Source organism: Massilia sp. CFBP9012, from assembly GCF_034045115.1.
In the GTDB taxonomy this organism is placed as follows: domain Bacteria; phylum Pseudomonadota; class Gammaproteobacteria; order Burkholderiales; family Burkholderiaceae_D; genus Telluria.
Genome location: NZ_JAXCWM010000008.1, coordinates 231,153 through 252,201, shown reverse-complemented (window position 1 = coordinate 252,201; position 21,049 = coordinate 231,153). Strand labels below are relative to the sequence as shown.

At 67.1% G+C, this 21,049-nt stretch carries 17 protein-coding genes; 14 read left to right on the top strand and 3 right to left on the bottom strand.

The window, feature by feature from the left end:
* Nucleotides 1-16: 16 nt before the first annotated feature.
* Nucleotides 17-874 carry a beta-1,6-N-acetylglucosaminyltransferase gene (locus SOM61_RS15440; RefSeq protein ID WP_320474901.1) on the top strand — a complete coding sequence of 286 codons (858 nt, stop codon included), beginning with the start codon at nt 17-19 and terminating at the stop codon, nt 872-874.
* A 7-nt stretch (nt 875-881) separates the two neighbouring features.
* Here the strand turns inward: SOM61_RS15440 and SOM61_RS15435 are convergent, their stop codons facing one another.
* Nucleotides 882-1,310 carry a VOC family protein gene (locus SOM61_RS15435; RefSeq protein WP_320474900.1) on the bottom strand — a complete coding sequence of 143 codons (429 nt, stop codon included), beginning with the start codon at nt 1,308-1,310 and terminating at the stop codon, nt 882-884.
* 156 nt (nt 1,311-1,466) lie between these two features.
* Between SOM61_RS15435 and SOM61_RS15430 the strand changes: the two genes are divergently transcribed.
* From SOM61_RS15430 to SOM61_RS15375, 12 genes are all read left to right on the top strand, one after another.
* The gene (locus SOM61_RS15430; RefSeq protein WP_320474899.1) at nt 1,467-1,979 is read left to right on the top strand and encodes an MgtC/SapB family protein; all 513 of its coding nucleotides are present in this window, start codon (nt 1,467-1,469) and stop codon (nt 1,977-1,979) included.
* 81 nt (nt 1,980-2,060) lie between these two features.
* On the top strand, nt 2,061-3,281 hold the full coding sequence (locus SOM61_RS15425; RefSeq protein ID WP_320474898.1) for a glycosyltransferase: 1,221 nt from the start codon (nt 2,061-2,063) through the stop codon (nt 3,279-3,281).
* Nucleotides 3,281-4,606, top strand: coding sequence for a phenylacetate--CoA ligase family protein (locus SOM61_RS15420; protein WP_320474897.1), 1,326 nt, complete (start codon nt 3,281-3,283; stop codon nt 4,604-4,606). Before SOM61_RS15425 ends, SOM61_RS15420 begins: the two co-directional genes overlap by 1 nt.
* Nucleotides 4,607-4,695: 89 nt before the next feature.
* Nucleotides 4,696-5,775: a glycosyltransferase family 4 protein gene (locus SOM61_RS15415; RefSeq protein ID WP_320474896.1), complete on the top strand. Its 1,080-nt coding sequence runs from the start codon at nt 4,696-4,698 to the stop codon at nt 5,773-5,775.
* Nucleotides 5,776-5,797: 22 nt separating this feature from the next.
* Nucleotides 5,798-7,792 carry a heparinase II/III family protein gene (locus tag SOM61_RS15410; protein ID WP_320474895.1) on the top strand — a complete coding sequence of 665 codons (1,995 nt, stop codon included), beginning with the start codon at nt 5,798-5,800 and terminating at the stop codon, nt 7,790-7,792.
* Between the two features lie 88 nt (nt 7,793-7,880).
* A complete protein-coding gene (locus SOM61_RS15405; RefSeq protein WP_320474894.1) occupies nt 7,881-8,579 on the top strand; it encodes a WecB/TagA/CpsF family glycosyltransferase in 699 nt (232 codons plus the stop codon).
* Nucleotides 8,580-8,633: 54 nt separating this feature from the next.
* Nucleotides 8,634-9,632 (top strand): UDP-glucose 4-epimerase GalE, encoded by a 999-nt coding sequence (gene galE / locus SOM61_RS15400; RefSeq protein ID WP_320474893.1) that lies wholly within the window; start codon nt 8,634-8,636, stop codon nt 9,630-9,632.
* A gap of 16 nt (nt 9,633-9,648) precedes the next feature.
* Complete coding sequence (locus SOM61_RS15395; RefSeq protein ID WP_320474892.1) at nt 9,649-10,821, top strand: nucleotidyltransferase family protein; 1,173 nt, start codon at nt 9,649-9,651, stop codon at nt 10,819-10,821.
* Nucleotides 10,818-12,236 carry a mannose-1-phosphate guanylyltransferase/mannose-6-phosphate isomerase gene (locus tag SOM61_RS15390; RefSeq protein ID WP_320474891.1) on the top strand — a complete coding sequence of 473 codons (1,419 nt, stop codon included), beginning with the start codon at nt 10,818-10,820 and terminating at the stop codon, nt 12,234-12,236. Before SOM61_RS15395 ends, SOM61_RS15390 begins: the two co-directional genes overlap by 4 nt.
* A 54-nt stretch (nt 12,237-12,290) precedes the next feature.
* Nucleotides 12,291-13,004 carry a PEP_CTERM-anchored TLD domain-containing protein gene (locus SOM61_RS15385; protein WP_320474890.1) on the top strand — a complete coding sequence of 238 codons (714 nt, stop codon included), beginning with the start codon at nt 12,291-12,293 and terminating at the stop codon, nt 13,002-13,004.
* 176 nt (nt 13,005-13,180) lie between these two features.
* Entirely contained in the window at nt 13,181-16,135 is a 2,955-nt protein-coding gene (locus tag SOM61_RS15380; protein ID WP_320474889.1) for an ExeM/NucH family extracellular endonuclease, read from the top strand.
* Nucleotides 16,136-16,149: 14 nt separating this feature from the next.
* Nucleotides 16,150-16,746: an NF038129 family PEP-CTERM protein gene (locus SOM61_RS15375; RefSeq protein WP_320474888.1), complete on the top strand. Its 597-nt coding sequence runs from the start codon at nt 16,150-16,152 to the stop codon at nt 16,744-16,746.
* Here SOM61_RS15375 and SOM61_RS15370 read toward each other — a convergent pair whose 3' ends face one another.
* Nucleotides 16,747-17,091, bottom strand: coding sequence for a hypothetical protein (locus SOM61_RS15370; RefSeq protein WP_320474887.1), 345 nt, complete (start codon nt 17,089-17,091; stop codon nt 16,747-16,749).
* Between the two features lie 303 nt (nt 17,092-17,394).
* Here SOM61_RS15370 and SOM61_RS15365 point away from each other — a divergent pair, with 303 nt between their 5' ends.
* Nucleotides 17,395-17,808 (top strand): hypothetical protein, encoded by a 414-nt coding sequence (locus SOM61_RS15365; protein WP_320474886.1) that lies wholly within the window; start codon nt 17,395-17,397, stop codon nt 17,806-17,808.
* An 84-nt stretch (nt 17,809-17,892) separates the two neighbouring features.
* Here the strand turns inward: SOM61_RS15365 and SOM61_RS15360 are convergent, their stop codons facing one another.
* Nucleotides 17,893-21,039 carry a S8 family serine peptidase gene (locus SOM61_RS15360; protein WP_320474885.1) on the bottom strand — a complete coding sequence of 1,049 codons (3,147 nt, stop codon included), beginning with the start codon at nt 21,037-21,039 and terminating at the stop codon, nt 17,893-17,895.
* Nucleotides 21,040-21,049: the final 10 nt, after the last annotated feature.

Here is a 21,049-nt window from a genome sequence, read left to right as displayed (position 1 = left end):
GTAGCTGCGGCCACCGATGAAACAGGCGTTCCTGATCTGTGCGCACAAGGACATGGACCAGCTCAATGGGCTGGTCCGGCAATTGTGCGATCCCGACTTCTGCGTTTACGTCCACCTCGACCGCAAGAGCGCGCTCGATCCGGCGCGACTGCATCCGGCTGCCCGCCTGGTGCGCGAACGGGTCGCCGTGCGCTGGGGCGATGTGTCCCAGGTCGAGTCCACGCTGGCATCGATGCGCCAGATCCTGCTCGACGTCCCGGACTTCGACAAACTCATCCTCCTGTCGGCCCAGGACTTCCCGCTGTTGCCGAATCATATGTTGAAGGCAGCGCTGGCAAGGATGCGTGGATACGAGATGATCGAGACCGCGCCGATTGCGGCCCATGGCTGGCGCGTGATGCATCGTTACGCGTACTTCCATCGCGACAGCGGCAGGCTGGCCGAACGACTAGCCTGCGCCGTCGCGAATCGCGCCCTGCGCCTGCTGCGACGCACACGGCATCTGCCGGATGGATTTGTGCCCTATGGCGGCTCATGCTGGTGGACCCTGTCACGCGGCTGCGTGCGCGAATTGCTGCGCCTGGCCGACGCGCATCCGCGCCTGCTGCGTTTTTGCCGCAGCGTCCAGTCGCCCGACGAGCTGTTCTTCCAGACGCTGGTGATGCATTCGCGCTTCGCCGGCCGAGTGCTGCCGGACAATTTGCGCTACATCGCGTGGCCGGATGGCGGCTCCTGCAATCCCAGGGTGCTGGACGAAGACGACTTCGAGCGCATCAAGGCCTCCGGCGCCCACTTCTGCCGCAAGCTCGACAGCCAGGCCAGCGCCGTTTTGCTGTCACGCCTGCTGGCGTGGAAGGAGGGCCGGCTGGCGTGAAGGCTGTTCAGAAAGTGATCTTGATCTCGCGCGCGCTGAAAGTCGCTTCACCGTGGTACACGGCTTCGATATTGTTCCCGTCGGGATCGATCACGAAGGCGCCGTAATAGCCCGGGTGGTAGCGCCGTTCTCCCGGCGCGCCATTGTCCTTGCCGCCGGCGGCCAGCGCCGCATGATAAAAGGCGTCGACCATGGCGCGGTCGCGCGCCTGGAAGGCCAGGTGATGGCGGCCGGTCAATTGGCCCTGGGCCGCTTCGCTGTCCGCCGTCGAGACGAACAGCTCGTCGGCCCAGAAATAATCAATGCCCGAGCCGGCCAGCGGGATGCCCAGCACCTCGAACACGGCCGTATAAAACCTGCGTGAAGCGGGCAGGTCGCGCACCACCAGCTGGATGTGGTCGATCAGGCGGCCGCGGTAGATCTCCATCGTTTCCATCAGGTTCTCCTCGTGAAGGTTGGCTGAGCAGCCGATTATACGAAAGCCGGCGTGGCGCGTGCGCGTCAATACCTTGTGGAATGGCTGAGCGTGGCGACACGCATCTTGCGTGAATGGCATGATTTGCAGGAAATCGAACCGGACGAGGATAGACGAATGCAAGTGTGGTGGAGCCAGAGCTGGGTGACGATCCAGCGTGAATTTTCCGACCTGAACAATGCCGAAGACGTGACCACCGTCGTCGTGCGCCTGCTGGTGGCCACCGTGCTGGGCGGCCTGCTGGGTTACGAACGCGAATCGGTCGGGGCGTCAGCCGGCCTGCGCACCCACATGCTGGTCTCGGTCGGCTCGGCGCTGTTCGTGCTGATTCCGCTGCAGGGCGGCATGAAGATCGAGGACCTGTCGCGCGTCCTGCAAGGGGTGACGGCAGGCATCGGCTTCCTCGGCGCCGGCGCCATCCTCAAGCAGAAGGAGAGCAACGACATCAAGGGCCTGACGACGGCGGCCAGCGTCTGGATGACGGCGGCCATCGGCGTGGCGGCCGGGATGGGACTCGAGGCCACGGCGATCCTCAGCGCCTTGTTCGGCCTGGTGATCCTGTCCATCCTGCGCACCCCGGCCAAGAAGGCGGGCGAGTACGGCAAGGCCGACCGCGACAGCGATCGCTAACATCCACGTCTGCGATAGCTGAAACGTTTGCGTCGTGCGCCGGTCTAGTATCGTAGGTCCCACCCATCGATACGAGGCGCCATGCGCAAGCCGTTTTCCATTGCCTTCATCGTGCGCGACCCCTTGCCGCCGGTGCGCGCCGACCTGCTGACCCTGTTCGGCGTCGAGATGCCGCGCCATGGCGTCGGCAGCGAACTGGTCGGCCAGTCCGGCGGCGCCCGCCCGGTGGAGTGGGGTGGCGGCTGCATGCACGCCGTCGGCAGCCTGGGCAGCCGCTACGCCAGCGTGCTGTCGCCCGCCTGGGACTTGCTGGGCCTGGCGCGCGCCTGGCGCCGCCGCAAGCCGGACGGCATCCAGGTGCGCGACAAGATCGCGTCCGGCCTGCTGGGTCGCCTCGCCGCCGCCGCGCTCGGCGTGCCCTTCCTGTACTGGATGTCGTTCCCGATCGTCGAAGGCTTCGAGGTGCGGCGCGACGAGATCGCGCGCCGCGGCCGGGGTCCGCGCTGGCTGGCGCATGCGGCGCGCGCCGCCGCCTCGCGCTGGCTGCTCTACCGCCTGGTGCTGCCGGGCGCGCGCCATGTGTTCGTGCAGAGCGAGGCGATGGCCGACTGGCTGGCAGGCAAGGGATTCGCACGCGAGCGCATGACGGCGGTGCCGATGGGCGTCGATGCGGCGTTGTGCGAGCGCGGGCGCATTCCTCCCAGCCTTGACCCGCGCCTCGACGGACGGCGCGTGGTGCTGTACCTGGGCCGGGTCGCGCAGGCGCGCGGCTCCGGCTTCCTGCTCGACGTCGTCGAGCAGCTTGCCCTCGATGTGCCCGACATCCTGCTGGTGATCGCCGGCGACGCCCCCTCGGGCGACGAGATGGCGTGGATGCGCGCCGAGATCGCCCGCCGCCAACTGGACGAGCGCGTGCTCCTGACCGGCTGGCTGGCGCGGCACAAGGCGCTCGGCTATGCGGTGCGGGCCGAGGTCGGCCTGTCGCCGATTCCGCGCGGCGTCCTGTACGACGTCTCATCGCCGACCAAGCTGGTCGAGTACCTGGCGCTGGGCATCCCCGGCGTGGCCAACGATATCCCGGACCAGGCCCGGGTACTGGCCGAGAGCGGGGCCGGGCTGTGCGTGCCGATGGAGGCGCCGGCCTTCGCCGCCGCCGTGCGCCGGCTGCTGCACGAGCCCGGCCTGGCCGCCGACTGTCGCGCGCGCGGGCCGGCCTGGGTAAAAGCCCATCGCAGCTATGCGATCCTGGGGCAGGTGGTGGCGCAGGCTTACGCCGGCATCCCGGCCGGGCGGGGCGCCTGATGGCTGCGCGCACGCTCGCCCTGGCGTGGAGGTCGCTCGGCCGCCTGCTGGCGCGCGGCCTGCCGGCGCGGCTGCTGGTGCTGCCGGCTCTATTGCGCAACGAGAGGTCGGCCGCTGCCCTGAATACCTACGTGGCGCGGCGCGCGCGCCGCCTCGGCGTGGACGTGCCGCCGGACGCGACCCGGCTGCACGCGGTGCCGCCCGGCGCCTTCCTGCTCGCCAAGTCGGCGCTGCGCCAGGACCCTGCGCGCCACCTGCGGCCGCGCCGCTTCGGCTCGCTGCTGCGCAACACGATCCGCACCAGCGGCACCTCGGGTTCACCGCTCACCCTGGTGCAGTCGCTCGGCGCCGTGATCCGCGAGGAAGCCTTCATCCAGCGCCAGCTGCGCTGGATCGGCTGGCGCCCGGGGCAGCGCCGCGCCTGGATCCGCGGCGACCTGGTGTGCGACGAGCGGCCCCCTGATGGACGTTACTGGCGCCGCGATCCGGTCGGCAAGCTGCTCGTGATGTCGTCCTATCACTTGTCCAACGCGACTATCGGCGCCTATGTGGCGGCGCTGGAGGCCTTCGATCCGGTGGTGATTCACGCCTATCCGTCCTCGATCGGCGCCATCGCCCACTGGCTCGAAGCGGCCGGACGCCGTTATGGGGGGCGGGCCTTGCGCGGGGTGATGACCTCGTCCGAGACACTCGAGCCGGATGTGCGCGCGGCCCTCATGCGCGCCTTCGGCGTCCTCGTGTTCGACTGGTATGGGCAGGCCGAGCGGGTCGCGGCCGTCGGCACCTGCGAGCATGGCCGCTACCACCTGCTGAGCGACTATGGCGGCGTGGAGTTGCTGGCGCTGCCGGACGGCAGCAGCGAACTCGTCGGCACCAGCCTGAACAATGCCGCGATGCCGCTCGCGCGCTACCGCACCGGCGACACCGTGCTGGTGGGCATGGGCATGGGCATGGGCATGGGCATGGGCGAAGGCGGGGGCAAACCCGCGCCTTGCCCCTGCGGCCGCGTGTTTCCGACCGTCGAGGCCGTGATCGGACGCCAGGAGCGCAGCGTGACCTTGCCCGATGGCCGCATGGTGGCGCGCCTCGATCGCGTGTTCCAGGGCAGCGGCCTGCGCCTGCTCGAGGGCCAGGTGCGCTACCACGGCCAGGCCCGCTTCACCTTGCGGGTGGTGGCGGCCGACGGTTTCGGCAGCCGCGACGAGGCCGCCTTGCGCGAACAATTCCTGCAGCGGGTGCCTGGCGTACAGGTCGCCGTGGAGCGGGTCGAGGCGATTCCGCGCGGCGCCAACGGCAAGTTCGAGTTCATCGCCGTCGATGGCTGAATCGTGCGCGAGATCGGACAATACGCCATGTATGATCGTAAATATTGCTCCTTTGGTAAGCAGTCGCAAAGTTTTCCAGGGGCGCCTGCATGAGCTCGGCGCCCCCACGTGTGTTGATGGTTGGAACGGCGCTAGGGGGCAGGGGAGGCATCGCCAGCGTGGTCGAGGTGCTGCGCGCCGACGGCCTGTTCGAGCGCGAGGGCGTCACCTATGTCGCGACCCACGCCGAAGGGCGCAAGCTCGGCAGCGCGCTGCGCGGCCTGTGGCGCACCGGGCAGGCCTGCCTCGGCCCTGGCGCGCGGCCGGCCATCGTCCACGTGCACGCCGGCTCGCATGCCAGTTTCCTGCGCAAGTCGCTGGTGCTGCTGATGGCGCGCATGGGTGGCGCGCGCACGGTGTTCCACCTGCATGGCGGCGGCTTCCGGCGCTACGCGGCGATAGAGGCCGGGCCGCTGCTGCGGCGCTGGATCCGGCACACCCTGGAAGCGAGCTCGCGCGTGATCGCGCTGTCGCCCGGCTGGGCCGCCTGGGTGCGCGAATGCGCGCCGCGCGCGCGGGTCGAGGTGGTGGCCAATCCGGTACGCCTGACGCCGCACGCGGCGCGTGAACATGCCGAAGCCGGCCGCATCCTGTTCCTGGGGCGCCTCGATCCGGCCAAGGGCGTGGACGAACTGCTGCACGCCTGCGCGGTGCTGGCCGCGCGCCACCCGCGGCTGCGCCTGGTGCTGGGCGGCAGCGGCGACCTGGGCTGGGTGCGCCGCCGCGCCGCCGAACTCGGCATCGCCGGCCGGGTCGAGACGCCGGGCTGGCTGGATGCGGCCGCGCGCGACGCGCAGCTGGCGCGCGCCTGGCTGTTCTGCCTGCCGTCGCATGCCGAAGGCTTGCCGATGTCGGTGCTCGAGGCGATGGCGGCCGGGGTGCCGGTGGTCGCCACGGAGGTCGGCGGCATCCCGGAAGCGCTGGCCGGCGGCGAGCGCGGCCTGCTGGTGCCGGCGCGCGACGCGGCGGCGCTGGCCGGCGCCATCGGGCGCCTGCTGGACGACGGCCAGCTGCATGCCCGGCTGGCGTGCGCGGCGCGCCCCGCCATTGAACGACACTACTCGGCCGGGGTGGTGTGCGCCAGATTGGCCGCGCTGTACGCGCAATTGCTGGACGAGAGGGCGCAATGATGAAAACGGTGAGGGAAATTTGATGAACGCAACAGTACGCATGGCATGGCTGGTCAACCGGCTGCGCTGCATGTCGGTGCCGGAAATGGCTTACCGCGTGCGCCAGGCGGCGACGATCCGCCTGGCGCGCCGCTCCATCGGCCGCGCCGCGCCGCCGCCGCTGCCGCGCACCCTGAACCTTGGCGTGCGCGGCGCGCCGGCTTTGGCGCGGGCCGAAATCGATGCGCTGCTGCTCGACGCCGAACGCATCGAGGCCGGCCACGTCGTGCTGTTCGGCGAACGCCGCTTCGACGTCGGCGTGCCGACCGCCTGGAACCGCGATCCCGAGACCGGCGTCGTCGCGCCGTCGCTGTACCGTGGCGACATCGCCATCAGCGACCGCGAACTGGTGGGCGACATCAAGCATCTGTGGGAACTGAACCGCCACCTGCACCTGGTGACCCTGGCCCAGGCCTGGGCCTTGACGGGCGAGCCGCGCTGGCTGCAGGCCCTGGAGCACAATCTGCGCAGCTGGTTCGAAGCCTGCCCGCCGCTCACCGGGCCCAACTGGACCAGCTCCATGGAGATGGGCATCCGCCTCGTCAACTGGAGCCTCATCTGGCAACTGGTGGGCGGCGAGAACAGCGCCTTGTTCGAGGGCGATGGCGGACAGCGCCTGCGCGCCGACTGGCTCGACAGCATCCATGCCCACTGCCGCACCATCGCGCGCCACCTGTCGCGCCACTCCTCGGCCAACAACCACCTGATCGGCGAACTGGCCGGCCTGTATGCGGGCGCCGTCACCTGGCCGTGCTGGAAGGAATCGAAAGACTGGGAAGCCCAGGCGCGGCGCGAGCTGGAGCACGAGGCCCAGGCCCAGTTCTCGCGCGACGGCGTCAACCGCGAGCAGGCCTTTGCCTACCATATGTTTTCCTGTGAATGCCTGTTCGTGGCCGGGCTGCTGGGCCAGGCCGGGAGCCAGCCCCGCAGTCAACCATTCTCGCGCAGCTACTGGGCCGTGCTGCAGCGCGCGCTGCGCTTCCTGCGCTCGGTGCGCGACGTCGACGGCGGCCTGCCGATGGTCGGCGATGCCGACGACGGCTGCGCCTTCCGCCTGCACGCCGGCAGCGGGCGGCCGGGCCCGGACCGCGCCGCGCAATTGCTGGCGCTGGGCGATACCGTGTTCGGCGGCCAACCCGATCACCACCCCGGCGTGCGCTGGCTGCTGCATGCGCTGCCGGGCGGGCGGCCCGACTGCGATCCGCACGAGGTCGAGTCCGGATGGTCCTTCCCCGACGGCGGCTACCTGCTGTTCGGCAACCACTTCGGCGAGGCGGACGAGATCAAGGGCGTGCTCGACTGCGGTCCGCTGGGCTACCTGGGCATTGCCGCCCATGGCCACGCCGATGCGCTGGCATTGACCCTGTCGGTGGCAGGCGAGGCCTGCCTGGTCGACCCGGGCACCTATTCCTACTGGCAAGACCAGAAATGGCGCGATTATTTCCGCGGCACCTCGAGCCACAATACCGTGCGCATCGACGGCCTCGACCAGTCGGTGCCGGGCGGGCGCTTCATGTGGCTGCGCAAGGCGCAGGCCAGTATCGAGCGCATGCCTGCCTCGCCTCAAGAGTTCGACTTCCGCGGCTCGCATGACGGCTATGCGCGCCTGCCGGACCCGGTGCTGCACCTGCGCAGCGTGCGTTTCGACGGCGCCAGCAACACCCTGACCGTGCGCGACGAGGTGGCGGCCAAGAAACCGCACAAGGTCGAGGCGTTCTGGCACTTCGCACCCGGCCTGGACGTGCGCCTGACCAGCCAGGGCCTGTCGGTGCGCGGCAAGCGCTTCGTGTTGCAGATGCAGGCCAGCGGCGAAGACCTGCACCTGGAACTGGTGCGCGGCGCCGAGAATCCGCCGCTGGGCTGGTATTCGGCCGCCTATGAATCGAAGACGCCGTGCGAAGTGCTGCGCATTACGACCGTATCGTCCGCCGTTCCCATCGAATGCAGGTTTACAATCACCTTTATCGATGATAAATAATTAATGGCAAGAAACGTCAGTTACCGGACCGGAGGCACGCATGAACGAGCGCGTCACACTGTTTGGTTGTAATATAGATAACGTTTCAATGGAAGAGACCCTGGAACTTGTCGAGGGTTTCGTGCGCACCCGGCAGCCGCACCAGCATGTGGTGGTCAATGTCGACAAGCTGGTCAAGGCCAGCCGCGACGAGGACCTGCGCCGTATCATCAATGCCTGCGACCTGGTCAATGTGGACGGCATGCCGGTGGTGTGGGCCTCGCGCCTGCTGGGCAAGCCGCTCAAGGAAAGGGTCGCCGGCATCGACCTGTTCGAGGCCCTGATGCGGCGGGCGGCGCAGAAAGGCTGGCGGGTGTTCCTGCTCGGTGCGCGCCACGATGTGGTGCGCGAGGTGGCCATGACCTATGCCCGGCGCTATCCAGGCCTGACGCTGGCCGGCGTGCATGACGGCTACTGGCAGGGCGGGGACGCGGAAGCAGGGGTGGTGCGCCAGGTGCGCGACAGCCGCGCCGACCTGCTGTTCGTGGCGATTTCCTCGCCCAGGAAAGAACAGTTTCTCGGTCTGCACCAGGCCGAGATGCGGATACCGTTCGCGATGGGGGTGGGCGGGAGCTTCGACGTGGCGATCGGCCGGGTCAAGCGGGCGCCGGCCTGGATGCAGAAGTCCGGGCTCGAGTGGTTCTACCGCTTCCTGCAGGAGCCGCGCCGTATGTTCCGGCGTTACTTTATCGACGACATGGCGTTTATCTGGCTCGTGATCAAGGAAGCGGCCAGGACAAATGAGTGAAACGCGATGACAAGAAGCAGATCATCAACAAACTATCAACTGAAAGCGAAAGACATGAAGATTCTGGTTACTGGCGGCGTGGGCTATATCGGGTCGCATACCGTCGTCGAACTGCAGAGCGCCGGGCACGACGTGGTCGTGGTCGACAACCTGTCGAATGCCCAGCAGTCGGTCTGCGAGCGCGTCGAGCGCATCAGCGGCAAGCCGTTCGCTTTCATCCAGGCCGACATCCGCGACCGCGCGGCCATGGAAGCCGCGTTCGCCGAGCACAAGCCCGAGGCGGTGATCCACTTCGCCGGCCTGAAGGCGGTCGGCGAATCGGTGGCGCAGCCGCTGCGCTACTACGACAACAACGTCAACGGCAGTGTGGTGCTGTTCGAGACCATGGCCAAGTTCGGCTGTAAATCGCTGGTGTTCTCGTCCTCGGCCACCGTGTACGGCGATCCGGCCTCGGTGCCGATCCGCGAAGACTTCCCGCTGTCGGCCACCAATCCCTATGGCCGCAGCAAGCTGATGATCGAAGACATCCTGCGCGACCTGGCCAAGGCCGAGCCCGACTGGCGCATCGCGCTGCTGCGCTACTTCAATCCGGTCGGCGCCCATGAAAGCGGCCTGATCGGCGAAGAGCCGAGCGGCATCCCGAACAACCTCGTCCCCTACATCGCCCAGGTCGCCAACGGCCAGCGCGACAAGCTGTCGGTGTTCGGCGGCGACTACGATACCCCGGACGGCACCGGCCTGCGCGACTACATCCACGTGGTGGATCTTGCCATCGGCCACGTCAAAACGCTCGATCGCCTGAACAAGGGCCCGGGCATCGTCACCTACAACCTCGGCACTGGCCGGGGTAACAGCGTATTGGAAATGGTGCGCGCCTTCGAAGCGGCCAGCGGGCGCCCGGTCGCCTACCAGATCGTCGACCGCCGTCCCGGCGACGTGGCCAAGTGTTATGCCGATCCGGCCCTGGCGCGCGAAGAACTGGGCTGGACTGCCGAACGTGATGTCGCTCAAATGTGCGCTGACGTATGGCGCTACCAAACCACAGCCAAATAGTACAAAGGATAGTCTAATGAAAGCCATGATTCTCGCCGCAGGCAAGGGCACGCGCGTCCGTCCGCTGACCTATGACCTGCCAAAACCCATGATCCCGATTCTGGGCAAACCCGTGATGGCTTACCTGATCGAACACCTCAAGAAAAATGGTGTGTCCGAAATCATGGTCAACGTCAGCTGGTTGCACGAAAAAATCGAAGAGTATTTCGGCGAAGGCGAGCAGTTCGGCGTCCAGATCGGCTACTCCTTCGAAGGCTATACCAAGGACGACGGCGAAGTCGTCCCCGAACCGATCGGCTCGGCCGGCGGCATGAAGAAAATCCAGGAATTCGGCGGCTTCTTTGACGACACCACCGTGGTGCTGTGCGGCGACGCCCTGATCGACCTCGACCTCAAGGCGGCGCTGCTGGAGCACCGCCGCAAGGGCGCGATGGCCACCGTCATCACCAAAGAAGTGCCATGGGACAAGGTTTCGTCTTATGGCGTGGTGGTCTCGGACGAGCAGGGCCGCATCGTGGAATTCCAGGAAAAGCCGAGCCAGCAAGAAGCGAAGTCCAACTTCATTTCCACCGGCATCTATATCTTCGAGCCAGAAGTGATCGACCTGATTCCGTCGGGCGTGGCGTTCGACATCGGTTCCGAGCTGTTCCCGCTGCTGGCCGAGCGCGGCCTGCCGTTCTATGCCCAGGGCCGCCCGTTCAACTGGCTCGACATCGGCACCATGGGCGACTACTGGGAAGTACTGCAGTCGGTCATCACCGGCGAAGTCAATAATATGGATGTGCCGGGCATCCAGATCAAGCCGGGCGTCTGGGTCGGCCTGAACACCAGCATCGACTGGGAGGGTACGACCATCGAGGGACCCGTCTACATCGGCTCCGGGGTTAAAGTGGAGGCCGGCGCCCGCATCGTGGGCCCGACCTGGATCGGCCATGGCAGCCATATCTGCGAAGGCGCCGAGATCGTGCGCAGCATCCTGTTCGAATACACCCGCGTGTTGCATGATGTAACATTGAATGAAATGATTGTCTTTAAGGAATATAGTGTCGACCGAAAAGGCGAAATGAAGCACGCCTCCGAATATTCATCGGAGGAATGGCTCAATGCACGCGATCGTCGCCGCTCCCGGCGCAAGGATTTCGTGGATCACGACACCAACGAGTTAGAGAAAGAGAAAGTCAGCGCATGAAGATCTATCCAGTCATCCTTTCCGGCGGCGCCGGCACCCGCCTGTGGCCGCTGTCGCGCAAGGTCCTGCCGAAGCAGTTGCTGCCGCTGGTTGCCGACAAGACCATGCTGCAAGAAACCGCATTGCGCGTGGCCGGCTGGCCGGAGATGATGGCGCCGCTCGTGGTGTGCGGCAATGACCACCGTTTCATGGTGGCTGAGCAATTGCGTGAAGTGGGTATCGCGCCGCTGGGCATCCTGCTCGAGCCGGTCGGCCGCAACACGGCGCCGGCCGTGGCCGCCGCCGCCCACCACCTGCAGGCGATCGACCCCGAGGCAGTGATGCTGGTGCTGCCGGCCGACCACGTGATCGAGAACGGCGAAGCCTTCCGTGAAGCGGTCGACCGCGCCACCCGCCTGGTGGCCAACGGCGCCCTGGCCACCTTCGGCATCGTGCCCAAGACCCCGGAAACCGGCTACGGCTACATCCGCCGCGGCGAACCGGTGGACGAGTGCGGCGAATGCTACAAGGTGGCGCGCTTCGTTGAGAAGCCCGATGCCGCCACGGCCGAAGGCTTCCTGGCCGAGGGCAGCTACTACTGGAACAGCGGCATGTTCATGTTCGCCGCCGCGCGCTATCTGCAAGAGCTGGAGCAGCATGCCCCGGCCATCGCCGGCGCCGCCAGCCAGGCCATGCACGCGGCCTACCGCGACCTCGATTTCTGCCGCCTCGACGAGAGCGCGTTCTCGGCCTGCCCGTCCGATTCGATCGACTACGCCGTGATGGAACACACCCGCGACGCCGCCGTGGTGCCGGCCGATATCGGCTGGAACGACGTCGGTTCGTGGTCGGCCCTGTGGGAAACCCAGGCCAAGGATGCCAACGGCAATGCCCAGCGCGGCGACGTCTACCTGGACGGCGTCAAGAATTCGCTGGTGCGCGCCGAAAGCCGCATCGTGGCGGTGGTGGGCCTGGAAGACGTGGTCGTGGTCGAGACCCAGGATGCGGTGCTGGTCACCTGCAAAGCCGCGGTGCAGCGCGTCAAGCAGGTGGTCGAACACCTGGCTTCCAAGGAACGCACCGAGCACCTGCACCACACCCGCGTCTACCGCCCATGGGGCCACTACGAGGGCATCGATGCGGGCGACCGTTTCCAGGTCAAGCGCATCACGGTCAAGCCGGGCGAGAAGCTGTCGCTGCAGATGCACCACCACCGCGCCGAGCACTGGGTCGTGGTGTCGGGCACCGCGCGCGTGACCTGCGGCGACACGGTCAGCCTGCTGTCCGAGAACGAATCGACCTATATCCCGATCGGCATGAACCACCGCCTGGAAAACCCGGGCAAGCTGCCGCTGCACATCATCGAAGTGCAGTCGGGCAGTTACCTGGGCGAGGACGACATCGTCCGCTTCGAGGATATCTACAAGCGGGCGTAATCTCCCCAGGCCGCGCGCCCGGAACTTGTCCTGCAACGGCCAGTCTGACGTTGCATGAACAAGATCCTGGCACGGGGCGGGGTGGCCGCCATCCTTGTTGCAGCGCTTGGCCTGGCGGCAGCGCCGGCAGTGGCGCAAACCGACACGCCGCTGCTCGATCCCAACCTGCAGGGCCAGCTCGAACGCTGGCTCGGCGCCGGTCCCCTCTATCTCGAGAACGTCTACACGCGGCAGCCGGGCGACGACTCGCTCGACTTCCATGCCGCTGCAGATGGGCGCGGCAGCAACTTCACCCTGATGCGCATCGCCAACGACAGCGGCGACAGCTGGGTGGTGGGCGGCTACAATCCGCGCAGCTGGTCTTCCACGGCCGGCTGGCACGTTTCCGAACTTGACTGGCAACGCACCGGTTTCCTGTTCAACTGTACCGATCCCGCGGTCTACCGCCAGCTCCTGCTCGACAACGTCCTGCCCAGCCAGGGTTCGCGCCAGACCTATAATTCGCCCGATCACGGCCCCACCTTCGGCGCCGGCCCCGACCTCTTCGTCGACGACAAGCTGACCACCTCCATCTCCTGGCAACTGAGCTATGGCGACCCCGCCTTCGAAGGCCGCAGCATCATCGACGGCACCTATGGCGGCCAGTTCAGGCGCATCGAGGCGCTCGAGACCTATGCCATTTCACTCGTGCCCGAGCCCTCCGCTTTTGCGCTGCTGGTCGGCGGCCTCGGCGTGATCGGCTGGGCCGCGCGGCGTCGCCGGCGCTGAGCTTCCATTCGTTGATTCCCTGCGGCAACCTGACTCCCGTCTGTTGAATTGCCGCTAAGCTAGAAATTATCCATATCGGCTAATTTCTAGTAATCATGTTGTCAATATCCTCAATTACTATCATTCTGCTAATGGAAATGGCAGGCACATCTTGTGCGATAACTAATGGGGAATCAATGACCACCTTTGCAACTTTTACTCCGCGGCGTACGCTGCTGGCGACCCTGATCGCCGGCCTGGCCGCGAGCGCACCGACGCTTGCCGCCGACGTCGTCATCAACCAGCTGTATGCCCACTCGCACAGCACCTCAAGCAACTTCGGTCACGATTTCGTCGAGCTGTATAACCGTGGCAGTGCGCCGGTGAGCCTGGCCGGCATGCGGCTGCAATACCAGTCGGCCACCGGCAGCAGCTGGAGCAGCGTCACCGCACTGCCGCCGGTCACGCTTGCTCCGGGCCAGTATTTCCTGCTGCGCGGCGCGCGCGACCAGGGCAAGACCCCGATCGAGCAATTCGATGTCCAGGCGCCGAGCTTCAATATGGCTGGCGGAACCGGCAAGGTCGCCATCAGCGACGGCACCCGCATCCTTGACCTGGTCGGCTACGGCAGCGCCAACCTGTCCGAAGGCGCGCCGGCGCCGTCGCCGACGCTCGAGAATTCGCTCCAGCGCGCCGCAGCCGGCTGCCAGGACAGCGATGACAACCGCGCCGACTTCGTGCTGGCACCGGTGATCGGCCCGCGCACCACGACATCGCCGCTGCACGCCTGTGGCGACACCGGCCCGACACCCAAGCCGATCGTGCTGGCCTGCCCGGCAACGGTGCAGGTCGAGCAGGGCCGCGGTGGATCGGCGCTGCTGTCGGCGATCGATGGCGACGCCATCGTCAACCGTGCCGCCATCGTGTCGAACGGCGTCGCCGGCATCACCCTCGGCGGGTTCACCCCGGCCACCGCAGCCGGCGGCAAGGCCGAGGCGCGCCTCGACATCGCCGACACCCTGGCCGGCGGCCGCTATCCGGTGCAGGTCGAATTCGGCAACGATGCCGGCGAGACCGAGCGCTGCACCATCGATGTCGCCGTTGCCGGCCTCCTGACCATTCCGCAGATCCAGGGCTCCGGCGACAGCAGCCCGTTCGCCAACACCGTGCAGACCGCCCGCGGCGTGATTACCGCCAAGGTCGACGGTGGCTTCTTCATCCAGGATCCACAGGGCGATGGCGATCCGTCGACCTCGGACGGCATCTATGTCTACGGCACCGACACCGCGCATGCGGTCGGTACCCTGGTCAGCGTCACCGGGCAGGTGGTCGAATTCCGCCCGAACGGCGCCGACCGCACCTATACCGAGTTCAAGGACGTCACCAATATCACCGCGCTGGGCGCCGGCCCGGCCATCGTGCCGGCCAATATCACCTTGCCGGGCACCGACCTGGCCAGCGTGGAAGGCATGCTGGTGCGCTTTACCAATACGCTCACCATCAACGGCAACGGCGATCTGGCCAACCGCGGCGAGCTGACCCTGTCCAACGGCCGCCGCGAGCAGCCGACCAGCCGCTTCCCGCAGGGTTCGCCAGAGGCCGCGGCACTCTATCGCGAGCACATGAGCAACCGCATCGTGCTGGACGACGGCCTGTTCCGCGCTCCGGCCGCCATGCCTTACCTGGCCGAGGACGGCACCGTGCGCGCCGGCGACACGATCGATAACCTGACCGGTGTGGTCGACTTCGGTTCCACCGGCGCCAGCAGCGGCGCCAGCACCGGCTTCAAGCTGCAGCCGACCGAAGCCCCGGTGATCAATCGCGCCAACGAGCGCCAGGCGGCGCCGGTGCTGCCGGACGGCGTCAAGGTCGCGGCCGCCAACGTGTTGAACTTCTTCACCACCTTCACGAATGGCGGCGATGCCTGGGGCAAGTCGGGCCAGGGTTGCCAACTGGGCAGCAATACATCCGCCGGCAATTGCCGTGGCGCCGACAATGCGGCCGAGTTCGTCCGCCAGCGCGACAAGATCGTCGCCTCGCTGGCCGCGCTGAACGCCGACGTGGTGGGCCTGATGGAAATCCAGAACAACGGCGATGTCGCGGCCAAGTACCTGGTCGACGAGATCAACCGCGTCACCGCGCCGGGCACCTACGCCGTGGTGCCGGCCCCGGTCGGACTGGGCACCGATGCGATCCGCGTCGCCATGATCTACAAGCCGTCGAAGCTGACCCTGGTGGGGGGCGCGCTGTCCGACCCGCACGAGATCAATAACCGTCCGCCGATGGCGCAGACCTTCATGGCCGCCAACGGTGGCAAGTTCTCGGTCATCGCCAACCACCTGAAGTCGAAGGGGTGCGGCGGCGCCAGCGGCGGCGATGCCGACCAGGGCTATGGCCAGGGTTGCTATGACGCCACCCGCGTCCTCCAGGCCCAGCGCCTGACCAGCTTCTTCATCCCGCAAGTGATCGCGGCGGCGAAGGACCCGGATGTGCTGGTGCTGGGCGACCTGAACGCCTACGCCTTCGAGAGCCCGATCAACCACCTGACCGGCGCCGCCGGCATGGTCAATGTGATCGAGCAGTTCGTGCGCCCGCATGCGATGCCGTATTCCTATGTGTTCAACGGCCTGGCCGGCTCGCTCGACCACGTCCTGGCAAGCAACTCGCTGGCGCCGCAGGTGGTGGGTGCGGCCGAATGGCACAATAATGCCGATGAACCGAAGGACATCGACTACAACATCGAGAGCACCGGCACCGATGTCTATCGCAAGAACGCTTACCGTGCCTCGGACCACGATCCGCTGGTGGTCAGCCTGAACCTGGCCGGCTCGTTCACCGACGTCACCGCGTCGAGCAAGATCGTGATCGGCGGCTTCAGCATCAACCGCGCGACGGGCAAGACCACCGGCAATGTCACCATCACCAACACGAGCGCCAAGGCGCTGACCGGTCCGCTGCACCTGGTGCTGCAGGGCCTGCCGGACGGGATCACGCTCGACAATCCGGCGGGCACGCACGCAGGCGCGCCGTACCTGACCTTGTCCCAGGCGACCATCGCCCCGGGCGCCACGGTCACCGTCCCGACGGTGTTCACCAACGGCGCCAAGCGCAACTTCACCTATACGCCGCAGCTGGTCTCCGGCGCGTTCTAAAGGAAAACATCATCATGTCCAATTTCTCATCCCTGTTGTTCCGCGTTCTGCTGGCGCTGTCGATCGCGATCGGCGCCCCGGCGGCCCTGGCCGGTCCGATCTACCGCGTCTCGCTCGATACCTCGGCCCTGGCCGGCACGGTCGGCTACCTCGACCTGGGCCTGAACGGCCCGGTGGACGCGGCGCCGGTGGTGGCCAGCCTCGGCAATTTCAGCGGCGCCTTCCTCGATGGCGGTGTCTTGCCGCCATCGGGTAATGCCAGTGGCGATGTCGTGAACGGCGTCGTCCTGCGCAACGGTCCGGACTTCAACTTCTTCGAGCAGCTCGTCACGTTTGGCGGCCTGTTCAGCTTTGACGTCGCGTTCGAGGTGGGCGAGGGCATCAACGGCAGCCTGTTCAGCGTCGCCTTCATCGACGAGGCCTTCAATTACCTGGGCGCTGCCGGCAATGTGATCGAGATGAACCTGGTCGCGGGCCAGAGCGTCGAGTTGCAGCTGGTGGACGGGGCGTTCGCCAGCGTGGCCGAGGTGCCGGAACCGGGCGCCTGGCTGCTGCTCGCGAGCGGCCTGTTCCTGCTGTGGACGACGCGCCGCCTGCGCCAGCGTCCTTGATCAGGTTTGCGGCAGGCTGGCCTCGAGCGCGGCGCGGCGCTGGGCATCGATGCGCCAGGCTTCTGCATTGCCGTCGATGATGCGCAGGCTGGCGCAGCCTTCGGCGGCGCAGTCGGGCGCCGGCATCGTGGCCGAGGCGACCGTGGCGAAGACTGGAGTGCCTGGCGCCAGCGCTGGCGCCGGGGCGGCGATCGCCCCGGTTTCCGGCGTGTTCACGGTGGCAGGCCCACTGGCTGTCGTGGCGGTCGACGCGGTCTGGACGGTCGTCTCGATATCGAACTGGCCGCCGCAGGCAGCCAGGACGCAGGTCAGGGAGAGGGCGATGATGGAGCGCAGGAAGGTCATGTATGGACTCGAACAAGCTCGTCTGTAATGAAGCGATTGTAGTCAGTAAATTTTCCTACGCTCAATTTTTTACATTTACGAACGTCCAGGTTTGCATTTGAAAAGAATAGGATGCGCGACGTTCACGTCATTTGCCTGCAAATGAGAAATATATCCTCACGGAAACTTAAGATGTTCTGACGCAAGCGCGCGGGGCGTCAGCGTGTTCCGTAAGGTGGGCGCAACATCAGGCCGACACAATTGGTAACAGTTAGTTAATGTTATCCGCTTGACCAGTCACATCGTGCGCGCGAAGATGGCGGCATGAAAAAACTCCTCCTCATCCTCCTGTTCGGCGCCACCGCCGCCTGCACCACCCAGGCCAACGATCCGGCCCAGCCGCCGGTCAAGGACGGCGCGCCGCCGGTGGTTGCGCTCCAGCCCGGCGCCACCGTCTCCGAGATCAAGCGCCTGATTGGCACGCCCGCCTGCAGCGACAATGCGCAATGCCGCTCGCTCCCGGTCGGCGCGCTGGCCTGCGGCGGCCCGCAGGAATACCTGCCGTACTCGACCGCGCAGACCGACGAGAAAGCCTTGCTGGCCCTGGCCGAACGCTCGAAGACCGAGCGCCAGGCCGAGATCCAGCGCACCGGCGAGATGTCGATCTGCATCCATCATCCCGATCCGGGCGCCGTCTGCGTCGCCGGCGCTTGCCAGCTGGGTTCGCCGGCAGCCTGATACGTTTCCATCCATTCGATCGGTTCCTGAAAAGACAAAGCGCGCCGAGGCGCGCTTTGTCTTTTACTGCTTGCTACTCATGGCTTACACACCGACGTCCCTCTCCTTGACGCGCTGCGGACGCTCGGCCTTCGGCACCGGCTGGTTGGTCTCGACCTGCAGCACGGTGGTCGAGCCGACCGCGCCGCTGGCGTCGAGCAGGCGCACGGCGCCCAGGAAGCGCTTGCCGGTCGGCAGGCCGGACCAGCTCACCGCCACCGTCGCCTTGCCGCCGGCATACACGGTGGCCGGCACCATGGCGCGCAGGTTGCCGCCCTTGTCGCCAGTGTTGACGACCACCGCATGCAGGCCATACGAGGTGGCGCCGCCGGACGCGGTGCTGTAGCCCAGCGTGCAGACCTTGTAGTTGCCTGCCGGCGGAGCCGCCAGCGCGATCGTCTCGTCCGAGCCGTAGGTGGCCGAATAGGCGACCAGCTGGCCAGCCGCGTTCACCATCACCAGGTCGAGGTCGTCGCCACCATTGCCGCTGGTATCGCGGTCGAACAGCTCGAACTGCGCCGCCATGGTGTCGGCGGTGAACGTCACCGGCAGCACGCGGGTGCCGTACAGGCCGCGGTGGCAGGCGTCGGCCATCAGGGCCAGCGTGTCGAGGCTGCCATCCGGCGCCGGGGCGATCGTGTTTGCGGTGCGCACGATCTCCTTCAGGCCGCCGACGCTCGATCCCATCTTGCCGGCGAAGCCGGTGCTGATGCTCATGGCCTTGCTGCCGCTGGCGCGGTCGCTCGAGATGAACGCCGGGGCGATGATCAGCTTGCCGGAACGGGCCACGATCGGGCTGCGCACGGTGTGGCCGCCGCCGGTCCAGGTCAGCGTGCCATACTGCCAGGCGTTCTCGGGCGCATTGGTACGGGTCAGGGTCACCGTGAACGACTTGGTCTGGCCAGGCTCGATCGCCAGCGTGGCCGGCGACACCACGGCGCTATAGCCCGGCACCGAGATCTGCGAGTTGAAGCTTGAGGTGCTGGCGCTGACATTGGTCACGGTGCGGGTGATCTTCAACGCGCCGAGCACGTTGCCGACGGCGATCGACGGCAGGTTCAGCTCGTAGCCGGGGATCTGGCCGCCCGCGCACTGGCTCGCCACGCCGGCGCCGCACAGGTATTTGCGGTAGTCGGCTTCGCCGATGTCATAGACCAGGCCCGGATCGAGGGCGGCGGTCGGGTTGACGTGGCCGGCGCCCTGCGCGAACGGCAGGATGCCGCGCAGATCGCCCTGCTGGGTATCCGGGAAGGTGTCGGTCGCCGTGGTCATCATTGCCGACTTGATCATCGCCGGCGTCCAGCTCGGGTATTTCTGGCGCAGCAGGGCGGAAATGCCGGCCACGTGCGGGGCCGACATCGAGGTGCCCTGCAGCGATACGAACTCGACCGGCGGCACCAGGGTGCCATTGACGATGTCGTCATGCTGCTCCTGGGTCAGGCCCGGCGTGCCGCCGGCGATGATGTCCACCCCCGGTGCGGTGACGTCGGGCTTGAGCACGTTGGCGTCGGCGCGGTTCGGCCCGCGCGACGAGAAGGCGGCCATGATCGGAGCGTTCAGCTTGGACGCGCCGACCACGAACTTGCTGATCGCCGCGGTGGCGTTGGCCGCGCTCGCGGCTGCATAGCTGCGGATCGCCTGGCCGTCGGCCTGGGTCACGTGCACCGACGGCACCGAGTGCATGTCGGCCACGAGACCGGTGCCATTGTCGACCTGGATCATGCCGACGCCGCCGGCCTCGCGCACCGCGCGGCTCTTGTCGACGCGGTCGTTCTCGCCGCGGTTGCAGATCACGACCTTGCCGGCCACCTTGGCCGGGTCGAGCACGGCCTGGCCGCCGTTGAACGAGGCGCTGTAGCAGAAGGCCAGACGGGCGGCGTTGGCGCCCGGCAGGCCAACCGCCGAGGCGTCGACCAGCTCCTCGGACGGTAGCGGTTGGGTGTTCATCGAGGCGCCAGTGTATTTCTGGCCATTGCCCAGGGTAACAGTCGCCTGGAATTCGCGGTTATGGGTCGAGGCGCCGACCGTGGTGTGCCACGGGCTGATGTGGGCCACCTGGTTGCCCGGGCCGTCGTTGCCGGCCGAGGCCACGGCCACGACGCCGGCATTGGCCGCGCCGAAGAACGCTTGCTCGACCGGGTCGGTGAGGCTGGTGCCTCCGCTGATCGAGAAGTTAATCACATGCACGCCGTCGGCGACGGCCTTTTCGATCGCGGCAACGCTGTCGCCGACGAAGCAGCTGTTGCGCCGGCCAATCGTCACGCTCGGGTCGACGTAGGTCCAGCACACCTTGTACGAAGCGATGCGCGCGCGTGGAGCCACGCCCGACATCTCGCCGATGTCGACGCCGGCCATGGTCACGTCCACGCCATAGTTGCCGCCGGCGGTGGTCGAGGTGTGGGTGCCGTGGCTGCCTTCGCCGGCGTCGCCGCCGAGCGAATCGCGCGGCGAGGAGCGGAACTCGCTCCAGTGGGTGGTGCGCCCGGTGCTCAGGTAGACGCTGTCGAAGTATTGCGCGCCAATCAGCTTGTTGTTGCAGTGGGCGGTGGTGAAGCCTTCGCCGGTCTGGCAATCGCCCTGCCAGCGCGCCGTCGGCGCCGAATAGACCACGCTGCCGCTGTTGTCGTGGGTCGGCTTGCCGTTGGCGTCCACGCGGTCGGCGTAGGACGTGTGTTCGGGCCAGATGCCGCCGTCGACGATACCGATGATGACGTCCTCGCCGGCCTCGGTCACGCCGCCGAGCTTGGACCAGGCGCCGTTGGGGCCGGTCAGCTTGAGGAAGTCGCGGGTGGAGACGGTGGTCAGTTCGCGCGGCACGTCGGGCGTGACCGCCAGCACGTCGGTGCGGCCGACCAGGGCGCGCACTTCGGCGTCGGTCAGCATGGCCGAGAAGCCGTTGAGCACCACCTTGTAGTCGTGCACGACGGGAGCGCCGCCGATGGCGGCGCGCACGGCGGCTTTCTTCTGGGCCAGGTAGCCGCTGTAGAGCTGGACGCTGGCGCTGTCCAGGTCGAGGCGCTGGCCGGGGCGCGGCTGGGTGGCGGCGAGGCCGCTGACGCCGCCGTCATAGGAGGCGATCGGCTTGTCGGTCAATTGCACGACATAGGGGCGGCGCACATCGTCGGCCTGGACTGCCAGCGACAGGCCGGCCAGTGCGAACAGGATGGCTGCGGAAATTGGGCGGAGTTTCATGGATGCGTGT

Coding starts and splice junctions, on each gene's coding strand:
- SOM61_RS15440 (WP_320474901.1), top strand. CDS start 17: ATGAAACAGGCGTTCCTGATCTGTGCGCACAAGGACATGGACCAGCTC.
- SOM61_RS15435 (WP_320474900.1), bottom strand. CDS start 1,310: ATGGAAACGATGGAGATCTACCGCGGCCGCCTGATCGACCACATCCAG.
- SOM61_RS15430 (WP_320474899.1), top strand. CDS start 1,467: ATGCAAGTGTGGTGGAGCCAGAGCTGGGTGACGATCCAGCGTGAATTT.
- SOM61_RS15425 (WP_320474898.1), top strand. CDS start 2,061: ATGCGCAAGCCGTTTTCCATTGCCTTCATCGTGCGCGACCCCTTGCCG.
- SOM61_RS15420 (WP_320474897.1), top strand. CDS start 3,281: ATGGCTGCGCGCACGCTCGCCCTGGCGTGGAGGTCGCTCGGCCGCCTG.
- SOM61_RS15415 (WP_320474896.1), top strand. CDS start 4,696: ATGAGCTCGGCGCCCCCACGTGTGTTGATGGTTGGAACGGCGCTAGGG.
- SOM61_RS15410 (WP_320474895.1), top strand. CDS start 5,798: ATGAACGCAACAGTACGCATGGCATGGCTGGTCAACCGGCTGCGCTGC.
- SOM61_RS15405 (WP_320474894.1), top strand. CDS start 7,881: ATGGAAGAGACCCTGGAACTTGTCGAGGGTTTCGTGCGCACCCGGCAG.
- galE (WP_320474893.1), top strand. CDS start 8,634: ATGAAGATTCTGGTTACTGGCGGCGTGGGCTATATCGGGTCGCATACC.
- SOM61_RS15395 (WP_320474892.1), top strand. CDS start 9,649: ATGAAAGCCATGATTCTCGCCGCAGGCAAGGGCACGCGCGTCCGTCCG.
- SOM61_RS15390 (WP_320474891.1), top strand. CDS start 10,818: ATGAAGATCTATCCAGTCATCCTTTCCGGCGGCGCCGGCACCCGCCTG.
- SOM61_RS15385 (WP_320474890.1), top strand. CDS start 12,291: ATGAACAAGATCCTGGCACGGGGCGGGGTGGCCGCCATCCTTGTTGCA.
- SOM61_RS15380 (WP_320474889.1), top strand. CDS start 13,181: ATGACCACCTTTGCAACTTTTACTCCGCGGCGTACGCTGCTGGCGACC.
- SOM61_RS15375 (WP_320474888.1), top strand. CDS start 16,150: ATGTCCAATTTCTCATCCCTGTTGTTCCGCGTTCTGCTGGCGCTGTCG.
- SOM61_RS15370 (WP_320474887.1), bottom strand. CDS start 17,091: ATGACCTTCCTGCGCTCCATCATCGCCCTCTCCCTGACCTGCGTCCTG.
- SOM61_RS15365 (WP_320474886.1), top strand. CDS start 17,395: ATGAAAAAACTCCTCCTCATCCTCCTGTTCGGCGCCACCGCCGCCTGC.
- SOM61_RS15360 (WP_320474885.1), bottom strand. CDS start 21,039: ATGAAACTCCGCCCAATTTCCGCAGCCATCCTGTTCGCACTGGCCGGC.